This is a genomic window from Flammeovirga kamogawensis (genome assembly GCF_018736065.1).
Taxonomy (GTDB): domain Bacteria; phylum Bacteroidota; class Bacteroidia; order Cytophagales; family Flammeovirgaceae; genus Flammeovirga; species Flammeovirga kamogawensis.
In genome coordinates this window covers 3,860,683-3,885,150 of sequence record NZ_CP076128.1, presented here as the reverse complement: position 1 = coordinate 3,885,150, position 24,468 = coordinate 3,860,683, and the positions used below count along the sequence as shown (strand labels likewise).

22 protein-coding genes are annotated in these 24,468 nt (G+C 31.6%); 4 read left to right on the top strand and 18 right to left on the bottom strand.

All coding sequences use genetic code 11. The annotated features are described in order from the left end of the window. Positions 1-41: 41 nt before the first annotated feature. The 8 genes from KM029_RS15760 to KM029_RS15725 form a co-directional block, all read right to left on the bottom strand. On the bottom strand, positions 42-959 hold the full coding sequence (locus KM029_RS15760) for a rhomboid family intramembrane serine protease (RefSeq protein ID WP_144074153.1): 918 nt from the start codon (positions 957-959) through the stop codon (positions 42-44). Positions 960-1,164: 205 nt separating this feature from the next. Continuing rightward, a complete protein-coding gene (locus KM029_RS15755; RefSeq protein ID WP_144074152.1) occupies positions 1,165-1,962 on the bottom strand; it encodes a rhomboid family intramembrane serine protease in 798 nt (265 codons plus the stop codon). A 26-nt stretch (positions 1,963-1,988) separates the two neighbouring features. Beyond that, positions 1,989-3,689, bottom strand: coding sequence for a single-stranded-DNA-specific exonuclease RecJ (recJ, locus tag KM029_RS15750; RefSeq protein WP_144074151.1), 1,701 nt, complete (start codon positions 3,687-3,689; stop codon positions 1,989-1,991). Positions 3,690-3,696: 7 nt separating this feature from the next. Next, the gene (locus tag KM029_RS15745; RefSeq protein ID WP_144074150.1) at positions 3,697-4,074 is read right to left on the bottom strand and encodes a DUF423 domain-containing protein; all 378 of its coding nucleotides are present in this window, start codon (positions 4,072-4,074) and stop codon (positions 3,697-3,699) included. Positions 4,075-4,246: 172 nt separating this feature from the next. Beyond that, entirely contained in the window at positions 4,247-5,236 is a 990-nt protein-coding gene (locus KM029_RS15740) for an NAD(P)H-dependent flavin oxidoreductase (protein ID WP_144074149.1), read from the bottom strand. 163 nt (positions 5,237-5,399) lie between these two features. After that, the gene (locus KM029_RS15735) at positions 5,400-6,086 is read right to left on the bottom strand and encodes an ATP-binding cassette domain-containing protein (protein WP_144074148.1); all 687 of its coding nucleotides are present in this window, start codon (positions 6,084-6,086) and stop codon (positions 5,400-5,402) included. A gap of 12 nt (positions 6,087-6,098) precedes the next feature. After that, positions 6,099-6,983, bottom strand: a complete 885-nt coding sequence (locus tag KM029_RS15730; protein ID WP_144074147.1) for a hypothetical protein — start codon at positions 6,981-6,983, stop codon at positions 6,099-6,101. Positions 6,984-7,054: 71 nt separating this feature from the next. Further along, positions 7,055-7,774 (bottom strand): hypothetical protein, encoded by a 720-nt coding sequence (locus tag KM029_RS15725; protein WP_144074146.1) that lies wholly within the window; start codon positions 7,772-7,774, stop codon positions 7,055-7,057. 182 nt (positions 7,775-7,956) lie between these two features. On the opposite strand from KM029_RS15725, the gene KM029_RS15720 reads away from it, so the two are divergent. Then, positions 7,957-11,229 (top strand): AsmA-like C-terminal region-containing protein, encoded by a 3,273-nt coding sequence (locus KM029_RS15720; RefSeq protein WP_144074145.1) that lies wholly within the window; start codon positions 7,957-7,959, stop codon positions 11,227-11,229. 204 nt (positions 11,230-11,433) lie between these two features. On the opposite strand, the gene KM029_RS15715 is transcribed toward KM029_RS15720, so the two are convergent. Beyond that, complete coding sequence (locus KM029_RS15715) at positions 11,434-12,990, bottom strand: arylsulfatase (protein WP_144074144.1); 1,557 nt, start codon at positions 12,988-12,990, stop codon at positions 11,434-11,436. 98 nt (positions 12,991-13,088) lie between these two features. Here KM029_RS15715 and KM029_RS15710 point away from each other — a divergent pair, with 98 nt between their 5' ends. Beyond that, complete coding sequence (locus KM029_RS15710; protein ID WP_144074143.1) at positions 13,089-14,072, top strand: helix-turn-helix domain-containing protein; 984 nt, start codon at positions 13,089-13,091, stop codon at positions 14,070-14,072. 5 nt (positions 14,073-14,077) lie between these two features. On the opposite strand, the gene KM029_RS15705 is transcribed toward KM029_RS15710, so the two are convergent. Next, positions 14,078-14,581 carry a GNAT family N-acetyltransferase gene (locus KM029_RS15705; protein ID WP_144074142.1) on the bottom strand — a complete coding sequence of 168 codons (504 nt, stop codon included), beginning with the start codon at positions 14,579-14,581 and terminating at the stop codon, positions 14,078-14,080. A gap of 153 nt (positions 14,582-14,734) precedes the next feature. On the opposite strand from KM029_RS15705, the gene KM029_RS27045 reads away from it, so the two are divergent. Beyond that, positions 14,735-14,869, top strand: a complete 135-nt coding sequence (locus KM029_RS27045) for a hypothetical protein (protein WP_260412653.1) — start codon at positions 14,735-14,737, stop codon at positions 14,867-14,869. A gap of 159 nt (positions 14,870-15,028) precedes the next feature. Further along, entirely contained in the window at positions 15,029-16,180 is a 1,152-nt protein-coding gene (locus KM029_RS15700) for a BamA/TamA family outer membrane protein (RefSeq protein WP_144074141.1), read from the top strand. A 55-nt stretch (positions 16,181-16,235) separates the two neighbouring features. On the opposite strand, the gene KM029_RS15695 is transcribed toward KM029_RS15700, so the two are convergent. The 8 genes from KM029_RS15695 to KM029_RS15660 form a co-directional block, all read right to left on the bottom strand. Further along, positions 16,236-17,606 (bottom strand): PKD domain-containing protein, encoded by a 1,371-nt coding sequence (locus KM029_RS15695; protein WP_144074140.1) that lies wholly within the window; start codon positions 17,604-17,606, stop codon positions 16,236-16,238. A 227-nt stretch (positions 17,607-17,833) separates the two neighbouring features. Beyond that, positions 17,834-18,304, bottom strand: a complete 471-nt coding sequence (locus tag KM029_RS15690) for a hypothetical protein (protein ID WP_144074139.1) — start codon at positions 18,302-18,304, stop codon at positions 17,834-17,836. Between the two features lie 90 nt (positions 18,305-18,394). Next, positions 18,395-18,853 carry a hypothetical protein gene (locus KM029_RS15685; RefSeq protein WP_144074138.1) on the bottom strand — a complete coding sequence of 153 codons (459 nt, stop codon included), beginning with the start codon at positions 18,851-18,853 and terminating at the stop codon, positions 18,395-18,397. A 246-nt stretch (positions 18,854-19,099) separates the two neighbouring features. Continuing rightward, positions 19,100-20,197: a BamA/TamA family outer membrane protein gene (locus KM029_RS15680; protein ID WP_144074137.1), complete on the bottom strand. Its 1,098-nt coding sequence runs from the start codon at positions 20,195-20,197 to the stop codon at positions 19,100-19,102. Next, entirely contained in the window at positions 20,198-21,661 is a 1,464-nt protein-coding gene (locus KM029_RS15675) for an alginate export family protein (RefSeq protein ID WP_144074136.1), read from the bottom strand. A gap of 4 nt (positions 21,662-21,665) precedes the next feature. After that, complete coding sequence (locus KM029_RS15670) at positions 21,666-22,436, bottom strand: NAD kinase (protein ID WP_144074135.1); 771 nt, start codon at positions 22,434-22,436, stop codon at positions 21,666-21,668. Positions 22,437-22,527: 91 nt separating this feature from the next. Next, positions 22,528-22,734, bottom strand: a complete 207-nt coding sequence (locus KM029_RS15665) for a hypothetical protein (protein WP_144074134.1) — start codon at positions 22,732-22,734, stop codon at positions 22,528-22,530. A gap of 91 nt (positions 22,735-22,825) precedes the next feature. Continuing rightward, on the bottom strand, positions 22,826-24,460 hold the full coding sequence (locus KM029_RS15660) for an MFS transporter (RefSeq protein ID WP_144074133.1): 1,635 nt from the start codon (positions 24,458-24,460) through the stop codon (positions 22,826-22,828). Positions 24,461-24,468: the final 8 nt, after the last annotated feature.

Here is a 24,468-nt window from a genome sequence, read left to right as displayed (position 1 = left end):
CATTACAATATTAATAAAATTTAGACATAAACACTACTCTTTTAATGTTTACGTTGACTTGCTTTAAAGAGAATCTCCTTTTCTTCTTGCGTAAGTCCTTCGTAACCTTTTACAGATATTTTATCTAAAATTTCATCTATGCTATCTTGTGATGGTTGATGAGGAACATTTTTCTCTGCTTTAGCTGCAGCTTTTCCTTTTTTACCTCCACGAACAACTTTTAATTTTCTCTTAGAGTTCATAATGTTACCGAAGAAATTTGATACGGCATACATGGGCTTACCAAGGTCTGTACCTTTCTTTAACAACGCTACATATCCAAATCCCATTAATGCTCCACCTAGATGGGCAATTTCTCCGCCTGCATTAGAACCAGCAGATTGAATAAGTGATAAAAATATATAGACAGCTGCTAAGTACTTTATTCTAACTGGGCCAACAAATAATAAGTTTATTTTATACTCAGGAGCAATAGTGGCTGCACCTACAACAATGGCATAAACACAAGCAGATGCTCCAATTAAACCGCTTACCATATCTGCTTGTTCTTTATAAAAAGGAACAACATTAAACATAAAAATGTAAGCTAACCCACCTGCAATACCACCTAAAAAGTAAAGTGCTACTAATTTTTTATCTCCTAAGAACTCTGTAAAAATTACTCCAAACCAATACATTACCAACATATTGAATAATATGTGGAAAAAATCGCTCATACTATGAACGAAAAAATAAGTTATTAACGTCCATGGTTTATGTGCCACAGCGTAAATACTTGGAGGTAAGGCTACATTATCAAAAATGTATAAATTATAAAAATCTTGAAACCCTGATAACTTTAACACAAGCATCAGAATACTCATACATACATAAACAACTACATTAATAATGATAAGTCTTAAAAGTCCACTTCCTGGCTTATTCCATGTATATTTTAAATCAGAGATAAAACTGTTCATATAAAGAAAAGTAATGGTTCAATGAGTAACTTTAAAAGCCTGTTACTCTGATATAGGTCTGTATTAGGTTTACTTAATTTACATAAAATCAACTACTATTAAAAATTGAAATGACGTAAAAACCTAATATGTACATTTTATTATTAGATAGATGAATATCTATTTTCACAATTTGGAATTGATATTCACTTCACTTAATTATCTCCTATTGATAGCTCTTATATTTCCAATGTTTCATTAAGAAGTAGGCAAATAATGCTCCTCCTAAATGGGCTAAGTGAGCTACGTTATCTGCTGGATTTTGATTCCAAAGCTCATATGTTTCATATAAAATATAAAGACCTACAAGGTATTTCGCTCTAATCGGAATTGGAGGAAACAGTAACATCAATTTTAGATTTGGAAATAAAAATGCAAAAGTAAAGAGGATACCGAAAATTGCACCTGATGCACCAATCATTGGGATATTCATCCTTGTTATTGTCAACTTTCTAACAAACTCTACTGCTTCTGTTTGTAAACCTGGGTTATTAGGATCAGCAGGAAATGTACTTTCAGCAAAATTGTATAAATCTTGACTGTGCTCTAAAAATTGAGAAGCATGATCTTGACAAAATGCTAAAAAGTTTACAGGTGTTTGATCAGTAATAAATTGCTCTGCAGATACTGCCATATTATGTACTTCTACATAATTGGTAATACCATATAAAGCACCTCCACCAATACCAGTAACCATGTATAGAATAAGGAACTTTTTAGAACCTAGTACATTTTCTAACATTGGTCCAAACACAAAAAGTGCAAACATATTACCAAAAATATGAGCAAAACTTTCGTGCACAAACATGTATGTTATTGGTTGGTACACCTGAAAATATTCTGAGTTAATATTGTGGTAACCTAATAAATCTACAATTGGTAAACTTGTAAGGTTACACAATGCAAAAATTGCTAGATTAATTAATAAAATAATTTTGACGTACGGCGTTAAATTTTGTCCCATTCGTATATTTTCAAGGTTGTTATGTACTACTTTTTAGAAGTACTAATTTCTTTTATATTTAATTGGAGTGTTTTATTTCCACGATACTCATTTATATCCAAACGGAATAAAATATCAAAAAATCCCTCCATCACTACATCCAATTGGTCAGCTTGATTAAAAGCTATTGCATCAATCTTTTGATCACCTTCTTCTTGAAAGACCTGCATTTTTAAATGTTTATCTTTTAATACTCTGGGTGTAGTGGCTACTTTCACATTCTTAGCTATAAAAAGAGGTAATGGATTTTCATGTCCAAAAGGGCTCATCTTATTTATTATTGTTGCTGAAGCAAGATCTAAGTCTGCTAGATCAATTTCCAAATCAACATTAAGCTCAGAAACAAAATTCTTTCCATTTGTCAAATTCTTTACTTCTGCTTCAAATTTATCTGTAAAAGCTGACAAATTTTCTTTTTTGAGTGACAAACCTGCCGCTGAAGTATGTCCCCCAAACTGATCTAGAAATTCTGCACTTGCAGTAAGAGCTTTATGTATATCAAAATTAGCAATTGCTCTTGCAGATCCTGTCACTTCATCTCTTGATAAAGTTAGTGCTACTGTAGGCTTCCCAAATTTTTCTGCACATCTAGAAGCAACTATTCCTAATACTCCTTTATGCCAGCTCTCATTATATAATACTAAAGCCGGTGCAGATTTGTTTTCCTCTGCCATTACTAGTGCTTCTTCTGTATTTGTGCGATCGTAATTTTTTCTTAATTGATTAAGACGATTTAATTCTTCTGCTAATTCTTTCGCTTCTTTATTATCTATAGTAGATAGTAGCTCTGCTGAAATTTGAGCATGAGCAATTCTACCCGCAGCATTAATTATTGGACCAAAAGTATATCCTAAATCTTGCACTTGAATTTCAGACTGTTCCCTATTCAGTACTTTAAATAAGGCTACTATTCCTGGTTTTGTAGACTTTCTTAAATACTTAATTCCTTCATTTGCAATCACTCTATTTTCGTCTGTCATAGGTACTACATCACAAGCAGTACCTAAAACCACTAAATCTAAATGTTGCCATAAAGGTGTTGGGTCTATACCATGTTTTTGACAAAACCCTTGCAAAAACTTAAATCCTACTCCGCATCCTGATAAACCTTTAAAAGGATAATTACAATCTGGACGTTGAGGGTTGAGCACCGCTGTGGCTTTTGGAATAGTATCTCCTAATTGATGATGATCACAAACAATAAAATCAATATTTCTATGAATAGATTCCTCAATTGCTTCATGACTCATAATACCACAATCTAGAGATATTATTAGTTGGCAATTGGTTTGTGCTGCATACTCTACTCCTCTTAAAGACACACCATATCCTTCTGTATACTTATCTGGTATATAAAAATCAATGTTATCATATACCTCTCTAAAAAAGTGCATAAATAATGCTACCGCAGAAGTTCCATCAACATCATAGTCCCCAAAAAACAATATTCTTTCGCCATGTTCAATTGCTAGTGTTAACCTAGCTACAGCAATATCCATATCTTTCATTAAGAAAGGATCGTACAGTTTTTCTAATGTTGGGCGAAAATAATCTCTTGCTTTTGGAATTGTTGTTACCCCTCTTTGCACTAGTAATTCTGCTATTATTTTGGGAACATTAGGTTGTTTTAATAACTCCTTAACGTGATCTTGATTAGCCTTGGGTAAAATTTTCCACACTTTCTCCATATTCTGCTTAATTACTTTCTTTTTTCACACCACAAGCCAAAGCAATCCATGCGGCAATAAAGCCAACTCCTCCAATTGGAGTTATAGCTCCTAACCATGTAATTCCAGTTATTGATAGAATATACAAACTACCTGAGAAGATAAAAATGCCTGCAACCATAAAAACTGCAGCCCATTTTAACCAACCTTTATCTATTTGCTGAGCTAAAGCACCTAATATAAGTAAGCCTAAACCATGATAGAAGTGATATTTCACACCTGTTTCAAAAGTTTCTAATCTTCCATTTTCTAATAAAACTGACTTTAACCCGTGTGCTCCAAATGCACCAATACCTACTGCTAAAGCACAAAAAATCGCACCAATAATAATTATATTTCTACTCATGATATTTGTTTGCATCCTATTCTAATGCAAGATAAAGAGTTTAGAGTTATGAATTAAGTAAGTATAAAAAAGTTAAGTATTGATTTTTACTTTTTTATCAGTAAAGTGATAATATAAAAAGAGCCTATCAAATTGACAGGCTCAGTATTTTAATATAACGGAAAAGAATTTCTTAGTTCTTTATTTCTATTTTTTCGTTCTCTGCATGGTATTCTTCAATTAAAGAATCTACAACTTCTTTTACTGAACGAATGGATTTTACATATTCAATAGAAGGTCCTGCACACCAAACAGATTTATAGGTAGCACCAAAAGCAGATTTTTCTAACATTTTCATGCCTTTATAGAAAGTCAGCATTTTAGCAAACTTCTTTAATGTCTTATTTTTATTCAATAACGACTCTAACCAATTTTGTTTAGTTCCGATTTCCTTCATGTAAGGTGTGTTTATTACCGTACAGGGTGTTCCCGAAAGTTTTGTGGTCATTACAATGTCTTTTGCTCCATAATCTACACAGGCTTGCTTGTAAGCATCATTAACACCACCTTCATTTGTTGCAATAAATGGACTACCCATTGAGATACCTACAGCACCTAAATCCAATTTATTTTTCATTTGGTTTCCATTACCTACACCTCCTGCAGAAATTACAGGTATTGTGCAAGCCTCTACCAAAGATGGAATTAATTCGCTAGCCGGTGTAGGGCCTGCATGTCCTCCTGCTTCTTTATTTACAGCAATTACTGCATCTGCCCCTAACTCTTCTACAATTTTTGCATATTTAATATCCACAACATCACAGAAAACTTTTATACCCACAGGCTTACATTTTTCTATAATTTTTCTAGGAGAACCTAAAGATGTAATGATATAATCTACTCTAAGTTCAACACATGTATTGAGTTGTTCCATCATGCGTACATTTGATTTATTAGCAATCAAATTTACACCAAACGGACCTTTGGTTCCTTTTCTAATTTGTTGTATTGCTGCTCTAAATTCTTTATCTGTACGGTAGTTTAAGGCTGGAACTGCTCCTGTTATACCACTTTCTGCCGCTGCAATAAGCATTTCGGCAGTGGATACAAGAAACATTGGAGCCATAATGATAGGGTATTTTATACCTAACATCTCGGTTAGTGGTGTGGAAATTTTTTCCATAGTGCTATTTATTGGTGTTGAGTTGGTTAATAATGGTATGCATGCATACTATATTGATTTACAAGATGTAAATAATTATGGTCATTGTCAATAGCTAATACAAATATGATGATTCACTTATTATATAATAGGTGAATTTAAACTCAAAACCAATATAGAAATACTATAAAAGTTTATCTAATGTTTTTTGATGATCATTTTTAAAAAAATCTTCAGCATAATTATCTAATGTATCAAAAGCATCTTTATGAAAAACATTTGCAATTTCTCCATTTGCAAAATGATAAATACTATCGCATAACTTTTGTAAAGAGCTGATTGTATGAGAAGCAATTAAAATAATCTTTCCTTTTTCTTTGAGTGATAAAATAATTTTGTCTAAATCAAAAGATGCTTCAACATCCAAACCAATAAAAGGTTCGTCTAATAAAATAATAGGAGCGTCAGAACTAAGTAACATCATTAACGCCAGTCGCTTTTTCATTCCTGTTGAATAATGATCTACCAAATCATTTAAAGGCAGTTGAAAAACTTTATTCCATTCCTCGTAATCAAAATTAGGATACTTTACTTTAAATAAATCAAGATGCTCTTTGCCTGTTATTCTAGAATAAAACTGAGGTTTAGCTTCTAAATACACCACATCTTTTCGCTGTAGTTTTTCCTCCTCTAAAAATAATTCTCCTGAAAAGTTTCTTTTCCACTGAGCAATAATTTCAAATAATGTTGTTTTACCAACACCATTATTTCCTAAAACACCTAGTATTTCTCCAGATTGGATTTCAAAAGAAACCTTTTTAAGAACTTGCTTTTCCCCAAAGGAAATCGATATATCATTAAGCTTTAGCATGGCTGTTTTTATCTAGTAAAAAAAAGATAATTGTTTAGAGGCTCTTTTCCAGGTTCTGATACTTACCAATAAAGGTATTGGTAGTAAAAATGGAATAAAAAGACATATATAATAAAACCCTAGTAATGTTGAGTTAGCAAATGACGCAGTTTCTGGTTCATAAGAAGCATACTTCATTAAGATGGCCAACATAATTATAATTGCTGTTACAATAAATAGATAAACTAAAATATAAAACAGTGATGTATAAAAAACTAAACCTATTAATAAGTAGGGCACATTTAATATAAAATAAATTTTAAATGATGTATGAATTTTCTGTGTTAAAAGCCCCACAGGAGAATCTGATATAGCATATAGTAATGCTCTTGGCTCATTGAATTTAAAAAAACCTACAATTGAAAGGTTCATTAAAAACAAGCCTACAATCAATAATTCAAAACGTAAAACGCCTAAAAAAGTAACTGCAAAGCCTATTACTAAGCCCCACACTCCGCCATTTCTCATACCCGCTTTCCATTCAAATGCTGTTTTAGAAAATGGTAATGGAATGGAAAAACCAGTATTATCAATTTCAATTTTAGTAGGTAAAAAAGAAATTAATGATCCTAGAAATATACCTATAAACCAGAATTGAGGTTGTGCAGAAAATAAAACCCCGATAGATACTAAAGCAATAATAACTGCATACTCAAAAACATAATACCCAACTGGAAACTCTAAAAGATTTAATAATAATTTTTCATCTCCTCTATAAGAATGCATTCCTGCAATTAAAGTAAATAATAACGCCAGTATAACAACTATATGTATTGCTTCTGCTTGTGCAATTAAGAATTGAAGAAAACCAAAAAGAAGCATTAAAAATAAAGTTCTCAAGAACCCTAAATTTTTCATCTCTCTTGTAAATTGCTTTCTTTTTATGTTTAGTAATGAAAAGAATATTTTAGCTACCACAGTTGTTTATTTTACCAAGACCCTTGCCTTTCGTATGTTGATATTGAAATATGTAAATGATCTGCTGTTCCAGTATGTCTAACTACATTAAACCCCAAAATATTAAAATAAATCTGAGCAATCCAAATCATCCAAAATGGTCTTCCTTTTGTTCTTAAATCCATTGCATGGGTATAACCTGTATTCTGTATGTAATGTAAAGACCTTTTTTTTGTTTGTAATCCCATTCTGTTATAGTCTTCTGGCACTCTAGACAAACTTGTAATCAAAACATTTTTATCAAAAAATAACAATGTCCTAACGCTAATTTTTAAATACGGGTGTAGATCTGCATATTCACTTTTCACTTTATTTGTTTGTGCATTTTTTCCGCTAAAAGAAAAAACTGCAAATACAACATAGGCAATTACAACTACAAAAGAAGCAATACCCATTACCCTTATGTGTGAAAATTTATACTTTTCTGATTTAATGAAGAAGCTATAACCTACAAATAAATAGAGAAATAAACAGATAGATACCACACTCATTCCACCTATTAAACCTAACCAAGTTGGAACATTATAAGAATGATATAAAAAAATACTTGTACGTATTAATAAAATAAATGGAAAAGTAATTAAGACGAAAAAGAGTATACATTTACCTAAAAATTTTAATAATTCGTATTTCCAATTCCATTTTGGTTGTTTATCTTCTGTATAAGATTGATATGTGTAGTCTGTGCTCAAATTATTATTTAGTCTTTAAAAAAACACAATAAGTATTACATAAATAAAAAAAAGATCAATTAAATCATTTTTTTCTCAATCTACTACTTAACTAATTAAAATCGGTATTAAATTGAATTTGAAACGAGGAAAACAGTTTCTATTACTACAATAACTATAAACCCTACAAAATTTATTAAACCGTGAAAGATCAAACTCCAATCGGGAAAAAAGCATTAAAACTAGTTGGTTATTTAATAGGCACAATTGTGTTTATTTCTTTATTAGCTGTACTGCTTTTTTATGCCAATAGAGATAAAATTAAAGCAAAAGTAATTGAGGTAGTTAATCAAGAACAAAATGGCGATTTACAGATTGGTCAGATTGGTATTGCTCCTTTTGAAGACTTCCCCAATTTTACATTACAGCTTCAAGATATTGTCTATCATGAGAAAAAATCAGCATTAAGACAAGAGGAAGATAAACCAATTGCCGCACTTGGTAATTTCTTTGTTTCTATAAATATTGTAAAACTATTTGGTGGTAACGTACATGTTGGTGCCATAAAACTAGAAGATGGAGAAGTAAATTTAAGAGCATTTAAAGATAGTACGGTAAATATTATTAATGCTTTAGGAATAGACCTTACGGATACAACCAAAGTAGAAGAACCTGCTGACACTACTAAAAAAGCTCCTCCAGCATTTGCCCTTCAATTAGATGAATTTACTTTAAAAAATATCAAAATAACGGCTTATAATGGATTAACAGAAGTGGGTACTGGTATGCAAATACATCAGATAACTACTTCTTTAGGTTATAATAAAGATGAAATTAAGAATCACTTACTCGTAAATGTTGAACTACTTGGCATTCTAAAAGATGAAAAAATATTGTGGCCTAACAAGCATCTTGAATTAACTTCTGATTTACGTTTCGATCGCAAGACAAAATTTATCAACATAGATACTTGTGATATGAATCTTGAAGGTGCCGCTTTTTCTCTTTCTGGAACAGTGGATATTCCTAACGAAATGTTTTTAGATCTAGATATTCATGCATCTCAAAAAGACCTAAATATTATTAACCTTATTGCCAATGGGAAATTAGATGTTGAAAAATTAAAATCAAATTACTCTAGTACATTAGGAGGCTTAGAATTTGATGCCAAAATAATAGGTAAATCTGCTGCTACATTACCAAAGGTTACAGCTGATGTTAAATTGGATAAATTCACTTTAAAAAGTTTAAAAACACCATATGCTATCCAAGATTTTAGTTTTGAAGCACACCTAAACACAGGTGATTCTACAGACCTTTCTCAACTCGCTTTTGATTTAAATAAATTTAATCTTGAGACTACAAATGGTTTTATGAGAGGAAAATTAGGTGTTTCTAATGGTATTAAGCAACCTCATTTAGATTTACAATGGGAAGCAGATATGGAATTAGATAACCTTAATGATCTTCTCACAAATGTTCCTATTGATAGTTTAAGAGGTAGATTAGAGTTTCAGGCAGACATAGAATATGATATTGACATTGAAAAACGTAAATTCTTAAACGTAAAAAATGCCGAACAAAAAATTGCTTTAAAATTAAAAGATATAGCACTTAGACATACTGAAACAGGTATATCGCCAAGAGAAATAAATGGTGTTTTTTATATCTGGGACAATCATTTAGGTGTTAAAGATTTAAGTGCTAAAGTTGATGGAAGCGATTTTAAATTTAATGGCAATATTGATAATCTCTTGTTCTATGCATTGGGTTATAACACAGATATTGTTGCTGATATAAAGCTAGAATCTAAGCATTTATTAGTGAAAGAATTACTTCAATATACTGACTCTGCCAATGCTGATCTTGCTGATAACCTTCATGATATTATCATTGATTTCACTTTAAACACTACTACTAAAGGGCTAAATGAGTATAAATTATTGCCCTATGGTTCTTTAAAAATCAATAACCTCCAAACACATTTTGATAAGTTTCAACCTATTCATAATGTAAAAGGTGTAATGGGAATTACTAAAAAACATCTAGGCATTAAAAGGTTAAGCGGTAATATAGGAAAGAGTGATTTTACATTTGTGGGTGGTTTTGAAGATTACGATGGTCTATTTTATAAAGACTCTACAATTACTATAAAATCAGGATTTAATATTACATCAAATTCTATGCGTGTAGTAGACTTTTTCACCTACGGAGATTCATTGCTTGTTCCAAAATCATTTGAGAATGAAAAGATGAATAATTTCCAGATTTCAGGAGGAGTAGATATTGTGAATCAAGAATTATTTTCTGGAAAAAAAGTACCAAACTTTAGACTTTGGATGAAAGGTTTAAAGTGGAGATTAAGTATATCGCCTTTATTATTTAGAAATTTTAAATTTGAGCTAGTTAAAAAAGATAACGATATCTATCTGAATGACTTTACAGGAAAAGTTGGCCAAAGTGATATGACTTTTAATGCACAACTTTATAATGTAACAGATAGTACAAGGCAGGACTTTAACGGTAAATTTCAAGTAGATGCTAAGATGCTTAACTTTAATGAATTACTAAAATTAGTAGTCCCAGAGGAAAGTTACGCAGAATCGTCGGCTTCTAGAGCCGAAACTATCGAAGAGGAAGAACCCGTTGATATTTTTGCTATCAAATACCCAAATCTTGAATTAGACGTTAAGGTAAAACGTATGAAATTGATGGAGATGGATATTAAAAATTTCAAGGGTAAAGTAAGAACATCTTCAGATCAAACTATAAGTTTAGATAAAGTGAAAGTTCGTTTAGGTGATATTGGAGGTTTAGAAATGTCTGGTTTAGCAAATCTTCAAGATCCTAAGAATGTAATTCTTGATGGTAGTGCTACTTTAAAAAATGTTGACTTATCTCAGGTAGATATTAATGTTGAGTATGAAGATGATGTAATTAATGTTTCTAAGAACTTTAATGGAATTCTTAATTCTACCATGACAGCAAAAGCACATATTAATGATAATTTGAGTATAGATATTTCTAAAACAACTGCTGAAATAAATATGACTTTAGAAGATGGTCGTATTATGGATTTTGCTCCATTAAGTGCAATGGCTACTTATTTTGGCAATAAAGACATGAATAACATCCGCTTTGATAAAATTGAAAATAATTTTACTGTAAAAGATGGTGTTTTCTACATTCCTAGAATGGATATTAGCTCTACAATTGGTCAGTTATACATTTCTGGAGAACAACACCTAGATATGAATATGGCGTATATGGTAGAGGTTCCTTTTAAACTTGTACGTTCTGTTGCTTGGAATACCTTAACTGGTGGTGGCAAAAAGAAAAAAGAAGGCGAAGAAGATGAAATTCAGAAAGATGAAGGAGGAAAATATGTTGCCGTAAGAATTGAAGGTAACATAGATGATTATAGTATAAAACTAGGTAAAGGGAAGAAAAATAAGAAAGACAAAAAAGGTAAATAATTACTGTCTGATCAAAATTATTTCTGTCTAGTAAAAAGACATGAAAAAGCCGTCAATAATCTATTGACGGCTTTTTATTTAACTAAAATCATTCTCTACTACTAAAATGACTTTATAACTACTTTAAATTAATCTGTTCTAAACCTTATTCACCTAAAAATTAGATGAATAAGGAAAATTACATTAATAGTTTGCTTCTTGTAATTAATTATGACTTTTGCTAGATGATTCTGTTTGTTCCATTATCATCTCAACAATTTGGTCAACGGAGAAAGAGGCTGCTTTCTGTTTAGGTGGATAAGTAATCAATGTCTGCAAGAATTTAGATACCTCATCTTGAGCCATATAGATATACGGTACAATATCTACGTACCAGTTCCAATATCCATTCGATTCTAAATCTGCTCTTTCATACGGGTCCATTCTTAAATTGAATATTTTTGGTATTCTAAGTGGAATAAATGGCTCAGTCCATACTTGCATTGTATGTGCTCTTTGTTCCATAAAAACTACTTTCCAATCTCCCATTCTGATACCAGTTAAGTCTGCATCATCAGAGAAATATAAAAATTGTTTTCTAGGAGATACTTCATTACCTGCTAAATGTGCTACCATGTCATAGCCGTCTAAATGTGCTTTAAACTCTTTTCCATTTGCATGAACACCACCTTTTAAAAGATCTTTTTTAATATGATCGTTTCCAGCATAATGTAAAATAGTAGGTACCCAATCTAAATGAGAAACCATATCATTAGATATTTTTCCTTCTTGAATATGTCCTGGATATTTTACTAAACATGGAACTCTATACGCCCCTTCCCAATTGGTATTTTTCTCACCCCTAAAAGGTGTAACAGCAGCATCTGGAAATGTATTATAATGTGGTCCGTTATCTGTAGAATACATTACAAAAGTGTTTTCTTCAATACCTAATTCTTCAATGTAATCTAACAATTCACCAATTACATTATCATGTGCTTTCATTGCATCTGCATAAAAACCCTGCCCTGTTTTTCCTGCTTCTTCTTTGGTGATATGTGTTTTAAAGTGCATTCTGGTGGTATTAAACCAAACAAAGAAAGGTTTATCTGAAGAAACTTGGCTTTTAATAAATACTTTAGTGGCATCTAAAATTTCTGTATCAATTGTTTCCATTCTTTTTTTAGTAAGAGGGCCTGTATCAGAAATACGACCATCTGCATACGAATGAATTACACCTCTTGGACCAAATTTTTTCTTAAACTCAGGGTCTTTTGGATAATAAGGCGACTCCGGTTCTTCTTCTGCGTTTAAATGGTAAAGGTTTCCATAAAATTCATCAAAACCATGGTTTGTAGGTAAGTCTACATCTCTATCTCCAAAATGATTTTTACCAAACTGACCTGTTGCATAACCTTCAGCTTTTAAAAGTTCTGCAATAGTTGGTGTATCATCTGTCAAACCCTTATTTGCACCAGGAAGGCCAACTTTAGTCATTCCTGTTCTTAAACCAGATTGCCCTGTAACAAAAGATGATCTACCAGCTGTACAAGATTGTTCACCATAGTAATCTGTAAATTTCATCCCTTCATTCGCAATTTTATCAATATTTGGAGTGGAATACCCCATCATGCCATTATTCCATGTAGAGAGGTTATACATTCCAATATCATCACCCCACATAATTAAGAAATTAGGCTTCTTATTTTTTGCTTCTAAAGCTGATGTAAAAAGTAAAGTACAAAGTAGTAACTTTGATAATAACTGTATTTTTCTTTTCATACCTAATGTAATTATTCGTTCTATTTGTTTTTTGTTGATACAAATTTGACGTAATTACAAGGGTTTTTAATCAACAAAAAGACATAAAAATACTCCAAATGGACATTTCTGCATCAGGTAATGATTATGATGATATATTCTCTAATTTAAAGCAACAGTTTAATGCAACTGGAGATTCTGATATTGTTATGGACATTGATTCTAAAATTGGGAAGCTGAAGTGCCTTCAAATGAATTTCCCAATTGGCTTAGAGATTATCTATCTTTCTGGCAAAATTAATGAGGACCTAAACTTACATAGAGAAGAACAGGTATCTGGAGAGAAGTTAGTATTTACAGGAAGTATCAACCTAGAATTACAAATAACGCATAAAGACCAAAGCAATACTACCAATAATAATAGCAGAGGTAACCTACTAATTAATAATACTTATTTTGGCTTTCTTGGAAAGATAAATAAAAATACCCCTACTAAGTTTTTTAGTATTCGGATGGGAAAAGTTTTTCTTCAAAAAATTATTTCTCATTTAGATAAAGAAATAGAAAGTGCTGTTGACCCTGAAAATCCTGTTATTTTTATGGAACGTCTTACACCTCAATTATTAAAAGTTATAGATGAAATTGAAGCTTCATTAACTATTGAAGAACCCTATTTAAATATGTACCTAACGTCAAAGGCTATAGAGTTTATTACATTTTCATTACAATTGATTAATCAATCCGACCAATCACTTATAAAAAAGAAAATCACAAAAGACCAACTTCAGATAGCTTTAAAAATTAGAGATCTAATATTAAACAACATGGACTCACCTTTAACTATTCCAGAAATAAGTAAGGAAATAGGCATTAGTCCTACATTTGCCAAAACCATTTTTAATAAAGCATTTGGCTTACCGATATATAGTTTTTATCAATCAATTAGAATGGAAAAAGCTAAAGAATTAATAGAAGAAGGAAAATTATCTATTAAAGATATTGCTTTTGATATTGGTTACTCAAATGTTAGTCATTTTACAAGGTCATTCAGAAAAAAATATGGTATTAACCCAAAGCAATATGCTATGCGTATTAAAGAGTAAAATATTTAAATAGATTTAGTAGAATACTTAAACTTCTTGAGAGCTGTACCTTGGTTATCTTTAAAATCATGAAAATATTTCAACCCTAATTTTAACGCTATCTTTTCAGATGGAATATTACCATCTTCTACTACTGCGTAAATAGGGTCTATTTTCCATTCGTTTACCCCAAAATCAAAAACTCTTTTTGCAGCTTCTAAAGCAAAACCTTTTCCTCTACTCTTTTCGCTTAAAATCCACCCTATCTGTATTTCTTCAGAATCTGGTATCGGATTTAAATTAAAAAGTCCCACAAACTCATCAGAATCACTAACTCTTGCAACCCATAAGTATCCCTTCCCTGTTTTGATTTCATCAATTTTTCTATGCAAATAGGCAATGTGTTCTACTTCAGAGAATGTCTGTAATGGGGCTATATATTTAAATATATCGTTCTCCTTAAACATTAATAAAACTTCAGTAAAGTCAGTTGGTTTTATATGTTCTAGTTGTAATCTATCAGTTCTCATTATTTGATTTAGTATTTTCTTCTATTTTACATAGTTCTATAATTGCTTATGAATATAGTTAATAGATTTTAAATAAATAAAAACATTCGAACGATTGAATGATTAGTTACGTATAACAGAACAACTTAATTTCAATTATAACTTACTATACTTATGAAAGCCGTATTAAATAATTGCTCCAAAGCATTAATTATTAGTGTTAAAGTTTTAGCCTTATCTGTATTTTTAATGCCATTTGGTAAGAATCCAGAAAAAAGTGGGCATTGCTCTACAAAAGATATTAATTAATTTTCTTCCCCTTTTACAGCGTTCTATTAGCCACCAATAAATTGGTGGCTTTTTTATTTCTATTTTTTTATTTTTTTAAGAATTGAATCATCGATTTTGTACATTTGTCTTAAGCATTATACTACTGTAATTCCTAATCTTCGAATCAAATTTCAAGCTGTGAAAAAACTTATATTACTACTTTCCTTGTTCTTCACTTTTCATATTGGATATAGCCAAAGTATGTTCCAAAAATACTTTGTAGACTCTACCGATAATGCTATTGATGTAAGTAATTTTCTGAATGCTGGTTTTGGTTTTTTACCTGTCCCAATGGTAATTACAGAACCTGCAGTTGGATTTGGTGGAGGATTAGCCGGAATATATTTTCATGGTCAAAAAAAGAAAAAAGTCACATCAGATTCAACCAAATCTTTTGAAAATAATAAAGATCTTCCTCCAATATTAACCGCTGCTGCAGCCATGTATACTTCTAATGGTACATGGGTGACAATGTTAGCACATCAAGGGTCTTATCATAACGATAGATTTAGATACACAGGTGCCATTGGTTATATGTCTATTAATTTAAAATATTATGGAGGACAAGGTTTAGAAGCTGGAGAATATTCTTTCAACATGAAAGGGTTTCTTACTTTTCAGGAGTTTCTTTTTAGGATAAATAAAAGTGTACCCTTCTTTATGGGATTAAATTATATCTATTTTAATAATAACATCACTTTTGATGATCAAACACCTGAAACAGCTCCTTTACAATCAGAAACGAATTTAGGTGGAATGAATGTAGTTGCCATGTGGGACAATAGAAACAATACATTTACACCAACTAAAGGGGTAATGACGGCTACTGAATTTGGTGTTTTTGACCAAGCACTTGGTGGCGACAATGATTATATGAACTTCAGTCATCGCACTTATTTTTATCAACCAATAATTAAAGAAAAACTCTTCTCTGGGTTTAGACTAAATTATGAAGCAAAATGGGGTGATTATGTTCCCTTCTATGAGCTACCATTTGTTACATTAAGAGGTATTCCTGCATTAAGGTATCAAGATCATAATGCACTTGTTGGAGAAACCGAATGGAGATGGCAAGTTTTTAAAAGATGGAGTGCTGTGGGTTTTGTTGGCGTAGGTTATACAGCTCCTAAAATTCAAGAATTCGATTTTAATCAATCTAGAGTAGCAGGTGGACTAGGTTTTAGATATTTAGTAGCTAGTGATTATGGATTACATGCAGGTATTGATGTGGCTAAAGGTCCCGAAATTTGGGCTTGGTACCTAACTATTGGTAGTAATTGGTTTAGATAAAAAAAATCCCCATTGAAATTAATCAATGAGGATTTACAAAATACTAATATAGAAATTACTCTGTGATGAATAATAACTGTCCGATTGATGAAGTTACAGTGGCATCTTGGTTTTTAAACTCTAATATAAAACCAACACCACCATCTTTAGCAACATTCTCTACAGCTGCATTTATTTGTCCATCAACAATTTTTAAAATTCTTAATCCAAATTTCTGATTTATTTCAGAGTTTTCTGCTATTGGTGCTGTACCTTCTGTAGTAATCACGTAAGCATTTTCTGGAGTTAACTCAATTAAATCACCTTTAGTAGGTGTACTATCATATTTAATATATAAACCTTCACCAGTTGGTACTGCTTCCGTATCATCTCCAATATAAATAAAAGAAGCTCCATTTATAGTTACTTTTCTAGCCTTAGAACTACTTGTTAATGGGCCACTATTCAATGTATTAAAGATAACATGCTCTGATGCAGAACCTTCACCATCTGTAGTCAAAGAAGTTTCTTCTTTTTCTCTATTAAAAGCTGTTTCTGAAACTTCAACCTCAACTGCTTCTGAACCTATATTTTTAAAATATACAATATGAGTACCGTCTTCAGACCTACTGATTTCTGTTAAATCCATGTTATTAGTAACCTCTACAGTTGTAAAATCAGTATCTAAATAACCTTCTAAATTATTTGATTTACTTTGAACAGTAAATGTATTTATATCTCCACCAAATTGAACTGTTGGGTTATTATTAGCTTTAGTTACAAATTCTAATGTATATACGCTCTCTTTATCATATTTATCTAAAAATCTGATTTTTACAAAATATTTTGAAGATGAGGCTAAGTTTTTCAATAATAATGTTTGACTTATATCAAATTCTTCTTCCGCCTTTGGGGCTCCGATTTCTAATCCTCTTGAAGGACTTAATAAGTTTGTAAATTCAGCGTCAGTTGCTAAAGTTACATACATATTTTTTACTTGATTAATAGAAGATCCATTAACAAAATTCCAAAATAATTCAGTATCCCAAGCACCATAGTTTGTTTGAGAAAATTGAATCTGAATTCCACCTTCATTTACATCATCTCCAATAGAAATTGATTCTATTACTGACGATACTTCTTGATCTGTATCTAAATCAAACATTTTAAGTGTAACAGTATACTGCCCAGGAGATGTATAATTATGTGATACAGTAGCATTATTATTTATTTCAGGTTCTTGATCATCACCCCAAGTCCACTGGTAGTTTACGTTAGCAGGAGCATCTAAAGATTGGTTATCTACTATTAATTCCAATGTTTCATTATCTATGGTATTAACTGTAAATTCCGCTTTAGGTTGTAAAGCCACTTCAGGGTCATCATTACTACATGATGTAAATAACGATATTAAAACTGCGATAGAAATATATAGTAAATTTTTCATTGATGTATGATAATTTTTTCAACTTAATTTTGACTTTATCAACGGTAACAAAGTAAATTAAGTTGTTTGATATCAAACTTAACTAAATTGAAAAGTATTATATAAATGAAAATTTATATCAAAAAACGCTCATACACTATCAAAAACAGATTATTTAGTTAAACACCTAACAATAGTTAATTATTACAAATAAAAAAACTCTTAAGGGGGTACTTAAGAGTTTTTTACTATTTTTTTGCCACTACTTTTATCTTTAAATCCTGATTTTTAAAATCATTTTTCTCATCTAATACACTAAAAGAAACAATATACTCACCTACTTTTAGCTCGTTCAATAATTTTTTAGGAAAATGAACTTTAACCTCGTCATTACCTTTCACATTTAAGTAATGTTTTCCTTTTAATAGAATATCATGTACTTGTTCTTCAAAAGCAGACCTTGTTTTTCGAGCAAGGTTAATCTGAAGAAAATCATTCTCAAAAGGAACTGAGACGTCTAATGTAGAAACTTTTCCAGGAACATATATCGTTGTTATTAGAGATGATGTGAAATTTCCTTCTTCTACCGTTGGTGAAATCCCCGCAGAAAACTCGAAAGTAGTAGATTTTGGAATAACATCATTTAAGTTTCTGCCACCACAAGCAGACATTAATGCTATAAATAATACGCTGACTAAAAATTGAAGTGACTTTTTCATGATTGTAAATTTTAAGTAGTGAGTAATTATTGAATAGTAATCCTATCAGTACTATTAAAAAACGCATTGATTAATCAATCGATATTTTCTTCAGTTTTGAATTTCTAATTCTACAATACGTCTTGAAGATATATTGTTTGCATCCTCAACTTGAAGCTCAATAGTATATAAGCCTGGTTTCAACTCATTTAAATATTCTTGTTGAAGCTCTACTCTAGCATATTGAGCTCCTTTTACATCTAAATATGTTTTGCCTATTAATAAAATATCTTGTGCCTCAAATTCTTGTTGATCTTGAGGCTCAGAAGCTAAATCAGTAGCATTCTCACTTCCTTCTAAAGTAGGAAAAACAGCCACTAAATGTGATATTTTACTTGGTACATTTACATTGAAATCTATATTACTATGAAAGTTTCCTTGAGAAAAAGATGCTCCTGTGAAATTAGATGTAATAGATGGCTTTGAAGATGGTTGTGGGTTCTCCTTTGCACAAGATGAAATTAAAGTAATACTCAAAAATGTAATTATTGAAATTAAAATCCTTTTCATAATCTTGATATTAAAATAGTAATTAAATAAAGTTTAAATATTTTGATAAGAGTAATGTCTACATACAAATAAAATTACTTGTGAATAGTTTTATCACCTTACCCAATAATCCCTTTTGGTGTATTTTTCTAACTACCAATCAGGAAAATCGTTCATCATTTAATAATGAATCTTTTGATGTATAATTTTAATAACGCATGCATTATTCAATCGTTTGATTTATTTAGTTTTATTAAAAAAAAATAATTAAAATGCCTCTCCCAATGTTATATAAAGTCCTTTATTATTATCTGTTACACTCCAAGCAAAATCAATACGAACATTTGCGGGGTCTTTTCTATTAATATTAAAACGTAAACCACCACCTAAGGCTGCTTTTAAATACTTAAAATCATCAAACTGATCATAAACAGTGCCTGTTCCAGCAAATGCTGTTGCCCCAAACCTTCCAATTAAAGTTGCTCTAAATTCAGCCTGTAATTGTAGATAATGTTCATCTCTAAATCTACCTAACGTATATCCTCTTAAAATTTGTTTCCCTCCTAAAAGAGCCAATTCATTAAAGGGTACATTACCAAAAGTTGATTTCATTAATCCTTGAAAAGCCAGTACTCTTTTTCCATCAGTATCGAAGTCTAAATAGCGTCTTGCATCTAGCTCTATAGTAGCAAAGCCACCATCTTCTAAAGAACTTGCATAAAATGTGGCGGCAAAATCTAAATAATAGTTTTGGGTAGGTGTTAGAATACTATTTCGCTTATCGTACATTAAAACAGGACCGAAACCTAGATAGTGTCCACCTTCTGCTCCTGTAACATTAGGTGGTGGAATACTATTGTTTTCCTGGTCGTTATAAGTAAAATCAAATAATGTGATATATCTTAACCTTCCTCCAACAAATAATTTTGGTCTAAACTGATAAAGTACTCTCTCTTTAAATTCAAAAGAGGTATATTCTGATAAGATATAATCGTCTGATGAGTTAGGCCCTATACCAAATAATTGTTCGGGAGTATTTTTATATTCGATGATTCCTTTTAAAAAGAACTTCTCCTTATTTGTTAAGATAGTATGCTCTGAAGACAAGAAGTTTTGTCCTTTAAAAGAAGAGCCGTAATAAAAATTAATATTTGATGGGCGTGTAGAATAATCTCTTCGATCCATCTTAAACTGATACAATAAGTAAATTCCTAAAACAACATCTGTTTTTGGACTATATGTAAAAGCTGGTGATGGGAGAATATTATCTTTATACACTTCCTTTTTTAGAGAGTCTGAATCGCTACAAATTCCTAAAAAGGGAAGTAAAAAAAGTAAAAAGCTATATAATAATTTCTTCTTCAATTAAAATGTAAATTGAGTAGTGATCATAAAAAAGTGCTGAGTATAGGCCGCTCCTGATTGGGTATCCCAAAAGTATTGCCCAGGTACCCAAAAGTTATAAGTTGCACAAATTTCCCAATGTCTACTTAAAGATATAACTGTAGATAATTGCATAGAATCTCCTAAATCTCTAGAATTGCTATTACCACTTCTCATAATTCCGTTAGAGGTATTGTATACAGCATCGTTTATACTAGAGCGTTGGAAATTCCAATACGTTAATCTTGATTTCACTATTTTAAATACAGTCAAATCAACATTAGCAGACAAAGAAGTTAGGTTTTTTCTATCCATAGCTCCATGTTCGCCAAAAAATTGTGCTACTTGAGGAAATAATGGGTTGAATGTACCCAACGTACCATCATTTGGGTTTTGATCTCCTGAAGAATAATCAAAACCTAACCAAATATGAGGTTGTAATTTAACTTCTGGAAAAGATACTCCAAACTCTGTAGTAATAGAATATGCTGCAATCTTTTGGTCACCAAATGATCCAAATTGATACATTGCTTCTATCTCATAATTAAAGATACGTTTAATTGGTCCTGCTAACAAGAAACCTGCAGTGTATCTTGTTTCGTTTGCTGTACCTTCTTCGTAAACAGCATTCTGACGATGTAAGCAATATATATATGGTTCAAAATAGGTCCTATCAAAAGATGACCAACTTGGCACACCAAAACCTGCATGAGTAGTATAAGGAAGATCACTAGATTCGTACCTAACACCCCAAATTGTTGTATTATCATCTCTAGTTGTATAACCATCTGGAACAGGAATTACTGGTCGAGAAACAAAAGCAGTTAATTTATCTTTTTCATTCCCAAAGTAAAACCCTGCCCCGTCAAAAGTACGACGTGTTGTTAACCAGTTTCCGGGAGATAGTAAACGTTCATGCCCCGCTTGTAGCTCTCTTCTACCTGCCCAAATGCCTAAATTTGTTTTATTGTATACATTGAACTTATACTCGGCAAATAAATTTAGAAAAGCACCTTTCGTTACAGGTGTACCTGCTCCTAACCGAGATCCATCGTCTTTTGTGGTATTAGAGTAAATACCTTCTGCAAACACTCTAAAATTATTTCCAAAATGTACATCTGCATGTGCGCGTAAACGCAATGTAAACAAGCCTGAGTTTTCTGGTCCAAACTCTTCATTTATAGTAGGCATATACCGTCCACGTACTTGCCCACCAAATGAAGCCCAAATTTTCTTATTGTTTGATAAAGGAACTGTCTTGATCATATCAGACCAATCTTTTGCTCTCTTATCTCTATCAGACCAGTCTGAAAGTTTCCAGTTTTCTTTATATCTTCTATCAGCATAAGAAGGAAGCTCCAAGTCTTTATTTACATCTTGAGCCTCCACCTGAAAACCAATAATTAAAATCAAAAATAAAGTAGAATACTTCCTTACATTCGACATTTTTTTACACGTTAAATTGTTCAATCAAAATTCTTTCCTCTAAAGACTGATCTTGATCAAATAGTAAATGTCTTAAATCACCCTTGTCCTGCCATACCTTTGCTTTTACTACATTTTTCACCTCTTTTGAGTCTGCTGCAGCACCAATAGGTCTTTTCACTGGATCAAGATTTGTAATTTCAATCGTAACGTCATCTGGTAATAAAGCGCCCTTCCATCTTCGTGGTCTAAAAGGTGAAACCGGTGTTAGTGCTAGTAAATTGGCATTTAAAGGAATAATTGGGCCATGAGCTGAAAAATTATAAGCTGTACTTCCTGCAGGAGTAGATACCAAAACACCATCTGCATTTAAAGTTTCTAGCATTGTTTTTCCGTTAACGTCAATTTTTAAGTTTGCACTCTGACCTGAGTAACGAATTACAGAAACTTCATTGTAGGCTTTATAATGGTGGTGTTCTCCTTCTACATCTTCAATATCTACAGAAATTGGACAAAGGTGCACATCTTTAGAGTGATTAATACGCCCTAAAAGGTTTACATCTTCTTTATATTCATTCAAAAGGAAACCTAATGTTCCTCTGTTCATCCCAAAAATTGGTGTTTTTAAATGAGGATAAGTATGCAATGTTTGTAATAAAAAACCATCACCACCTAAAGCAACAATTACGTCTGCTTCATCAATTGAATGGTTTTCATATTTATCAATAAGTAAATTATAAGCTTCTTCACTTTTTGGGCTTCCAGATTTTACAAAAGCTAATTTTTGATATTTCATGATAAGTTGATTGCGAAATGAATGATTGAGATTTTATCATATCATTACCCCACGACTAAAGTCATGGACTAATGATAAAAATACTATAATGTTATTCGTAAAGCATTTCAAACTTTACATCAGCAAAGTGTTGTTCTCCATGGTTTGTCTTTACAATAACCAAAGGATACTGATGCCAATCCTCAACATAAACTTCCTCAATCAATCTATTTTCATCACCTAAAAAAGGAGTGTTAAGGATAAAGTCTTTTTTCTTTCCATCTGTATCAATAATAGATACGCCTATAAATGTTTTCATTGAGTTTGTCTTTTTAAGTCAGTGTGATAAATATGAAATATTGTAATTCTCATCAAACCACAGTTGTTGAAACCGAGGGTTGATGAAAAGGTTAAGCTGTAGTTTTCTCTTCAGAAGCTCCTAGCTTCATTCCCGGAAGTAAGAAACTTAGCACTAAAGAGATCAGTGTAAAGATACTTACAATTATAAATGTATCTTGGAATGCTTTTTCCGCAGATGCATTCACAATTTCTTGATAAGCCTCTTTTGTTTTTTCTGGTAACTGCTCCTGTACCCAAGTTTTTTCCTGTTCAGGAGTAATTTCCATAAATGTATCTTCTAATTCGATGATAATTGCTTCTTTATCTATCTTCGATAATTGCAATTCTTCAGTTGCTTCGTAACCGTCTACCATATTTGTGTAAACTGAACCAAATAAGATAGATCCTGCAAAAGCAATTGCAAATCCCTGCCCAACAATTTCTTTCATCGTTTCAGATAAACCTGATGCCTCACCATCTTGTGAAGAAGGTACTTTTATCATTGTCAGCGTTGCAATTTGAGCCATCACTAATCCACAACCAATACCAAAAACTAATGCCCCAGAAATAGTTGACGTCCAAGTCATATCTACTGATGCTTGTTGCGTCAATAAGAATGAACCTCCTAATATGATAATGAAACCAACAATCACGATTAGTTTTGGAGAAATTTTCTCCCCTAAACTAGCTGTTCCAAAGGCTGTGAATGCTACACCAATTGAAATTGGTAAAGTGGTTAATGCTGTATCAAATGAATCTAATCCTGCTGCTGATTGTACAAATACTGAAATAGTAAATAATACGGCTGCAATTAAAAAGTATAATAATGCTTGAACCGTCATACCAATTGAGAAAGGTATGTTCTTTAAGATAGAAGCACTTAATAATGGTGTTTCTCCTTTAGCGGTTAACGCTGCTCCTCTCTTGAAGAAAATAATCAACAATACAATTGCAATCGCATACATAATTGGTACAATCGATAATCCTCCTAAAGGAATCACTGTTCCACCGATTTCAAATGGTCTCTTTTCCATTAACCATCCGTATTCTGAAGCCATTGTTGTGGCAATCAAGAAAGTACCAAAAGCTACAACTGATAAGAATACTGATAGAATATCTATTTTAATAGAAGAATCTTTTTCTGTTTCTGGTAAAGTAAAAGCAGCAATAATAGTCAATACACCAAATGCTGGTGATAAACCTAATGCTATTCTCCACGATACTACAGAGGCTAAATAACCAACCACTACCGGTGCAATAGCAGAAATAATAGATAACACCGCACCATAAATAGCAAAAGCTGTAGCTCTTTGCCCTCCTTCATAAAAGTACATAATTAAGGCAATTGATGTTGGAATGACCATTACCATACCAAAAGGCCAAATTAAAGCCCATGCAATACTAAATATTGTAGAGTTAGGTGCTAAAACTACTATTGTTAAACCAATAGTGTATATGATAGATCCTATTAAGAATACTTTTTTCTTTCCTATTTTATCTCCTAATCTGCCAGCAGTAACCATTAATGTACCTGCAATTAATGAGGCAGAAACAATTACCATTTGTAAACCTGATACAGACCAATTCAAATCTTGTACAATCGGTCCAATCAATACATTAATACTAAATGATGTAATGTACATCATCACCATCGATAAGATGATTACGATTAATGGTTTCCAATTCATTTTTTCTTGTGTACTCATTGTTTAGT

Coding starts and splice junctions, on each gene's coding strand:
- KM029_RS15760 (WP_144074153.1), bottom strand. CDS start 959: ATGAACAGTTTTATCTCTGATTTAAAATATACATGGAATAAGCCAGGA.
- KM029_RS15710 (WP_144074143.1), top strand. CDS start 13,089: ATGGACATTTCTGCATCAGGTAATGATTATGATGATATATTCTCTAAT.
- KM029_RS15665 (WP_144074134.1), bottom strand. CDS start 22,734: ATGAAAACATTTATAGGCGTATCTATTATTGATACAGATGGAAAGAAA.
- recJ (WP_144074151.1), bottom strand. CDS start 3,689: ATGGAGAAAGTGTGGAAAATTTTACCCAAGGCTAATCAAGATCACGTT.
- KM029_RS15685 (WP_144074138.1), bottom strand. CDS start 18,853: ATGAAAAGGATTTTAATTTCAATAATTACATTTTTGAGTATTACTTTA.
- KM029_RS15695 (WP_144074140.1), bottom strand. CDS start 17,606: ATGAAAAATTTACTATATATTTCTATCGCAGTTTTAATATCGTTATTT.
- KM029_RS15690 (WP_144074139.1), bottom strand. CDS start 18,304: ATGAAAAAGTCACTTCAATTTTTAGTCAGCGTATTATTTATAGCATTA.
- KM029_RS15660 (WP_144074133.1), bottom strand. CDS start 24,460: ATGAGTACACAAGAAAAAATGAATTGGAAACCATTAATCGTAATCATC.
- KM029_RS15745 (WP_144074150.1), bottom strand. CDS start 4,074: ATGAGTAGAAATATAATTATTATTGGTGCGATTTTTTGTGCTTTAGCA.
- KM029_RS15735 (WP_144074148.1), bottom strand. CDS start 6,086: ATGCTAAAGCTTAATGATATATCGATTTCCTTTGGGGAAAAGCAAGTT.
- KM029_RS15740 (WP_144074149.1), bottom strand. CDS start 5,236: ATGGAAAAAATTTCCACACCACTAACCGAGATGTTAGGTATAAAATAC.
- KM029_RS15670 (WP_144074135.1), bottom strand. CDS start 22,436: ATGAAATATCAAAAATTAGCTTTTGTAAAATCTGGAAGCCCAAAAAGT.
- KM029_RS15730 (WP_144074147.1), bottom strand. CDS start 6,983: ATGAAAAATTTAGGGTTCTTGAGAACTTTATTTTTAATGCTTCTTTTT.
- KM029_RS15755 (WP_144074152.1), bottom strand. CDS start 1,962: ATGGGACAAAATTTAACGCCGTACGTCAAAATTATTTTATTAATTAAT.
- KM029_RS15675 (WP_144074136.1), bottom strand. CDS start 21,661: ATGTCGAATGTAAGGAAGTATTCTACTTTATTTTTGATTTTAATTATT.
- KM029_RS15705 (WP_144074142.1), bottom strand. CDS start 14,581: ATGAGAACTGATAGATTACAACTAGAACATATAAAACCAACTGACTTT.
- KM029_RS27045 (WP_260412653.1), top strand. CDS start 14,735: ATGAAAGCCGTATTAAATAATTGCTCCAAAGCATTAATTATTAGTGTT.
- KM029_RS15715 (WP_144074144.1), bottom strand. CDS start 12,990: ATGAAAAGAAAAATACAGTTATTATCAAAGTTACTACTTTGTACTTTA.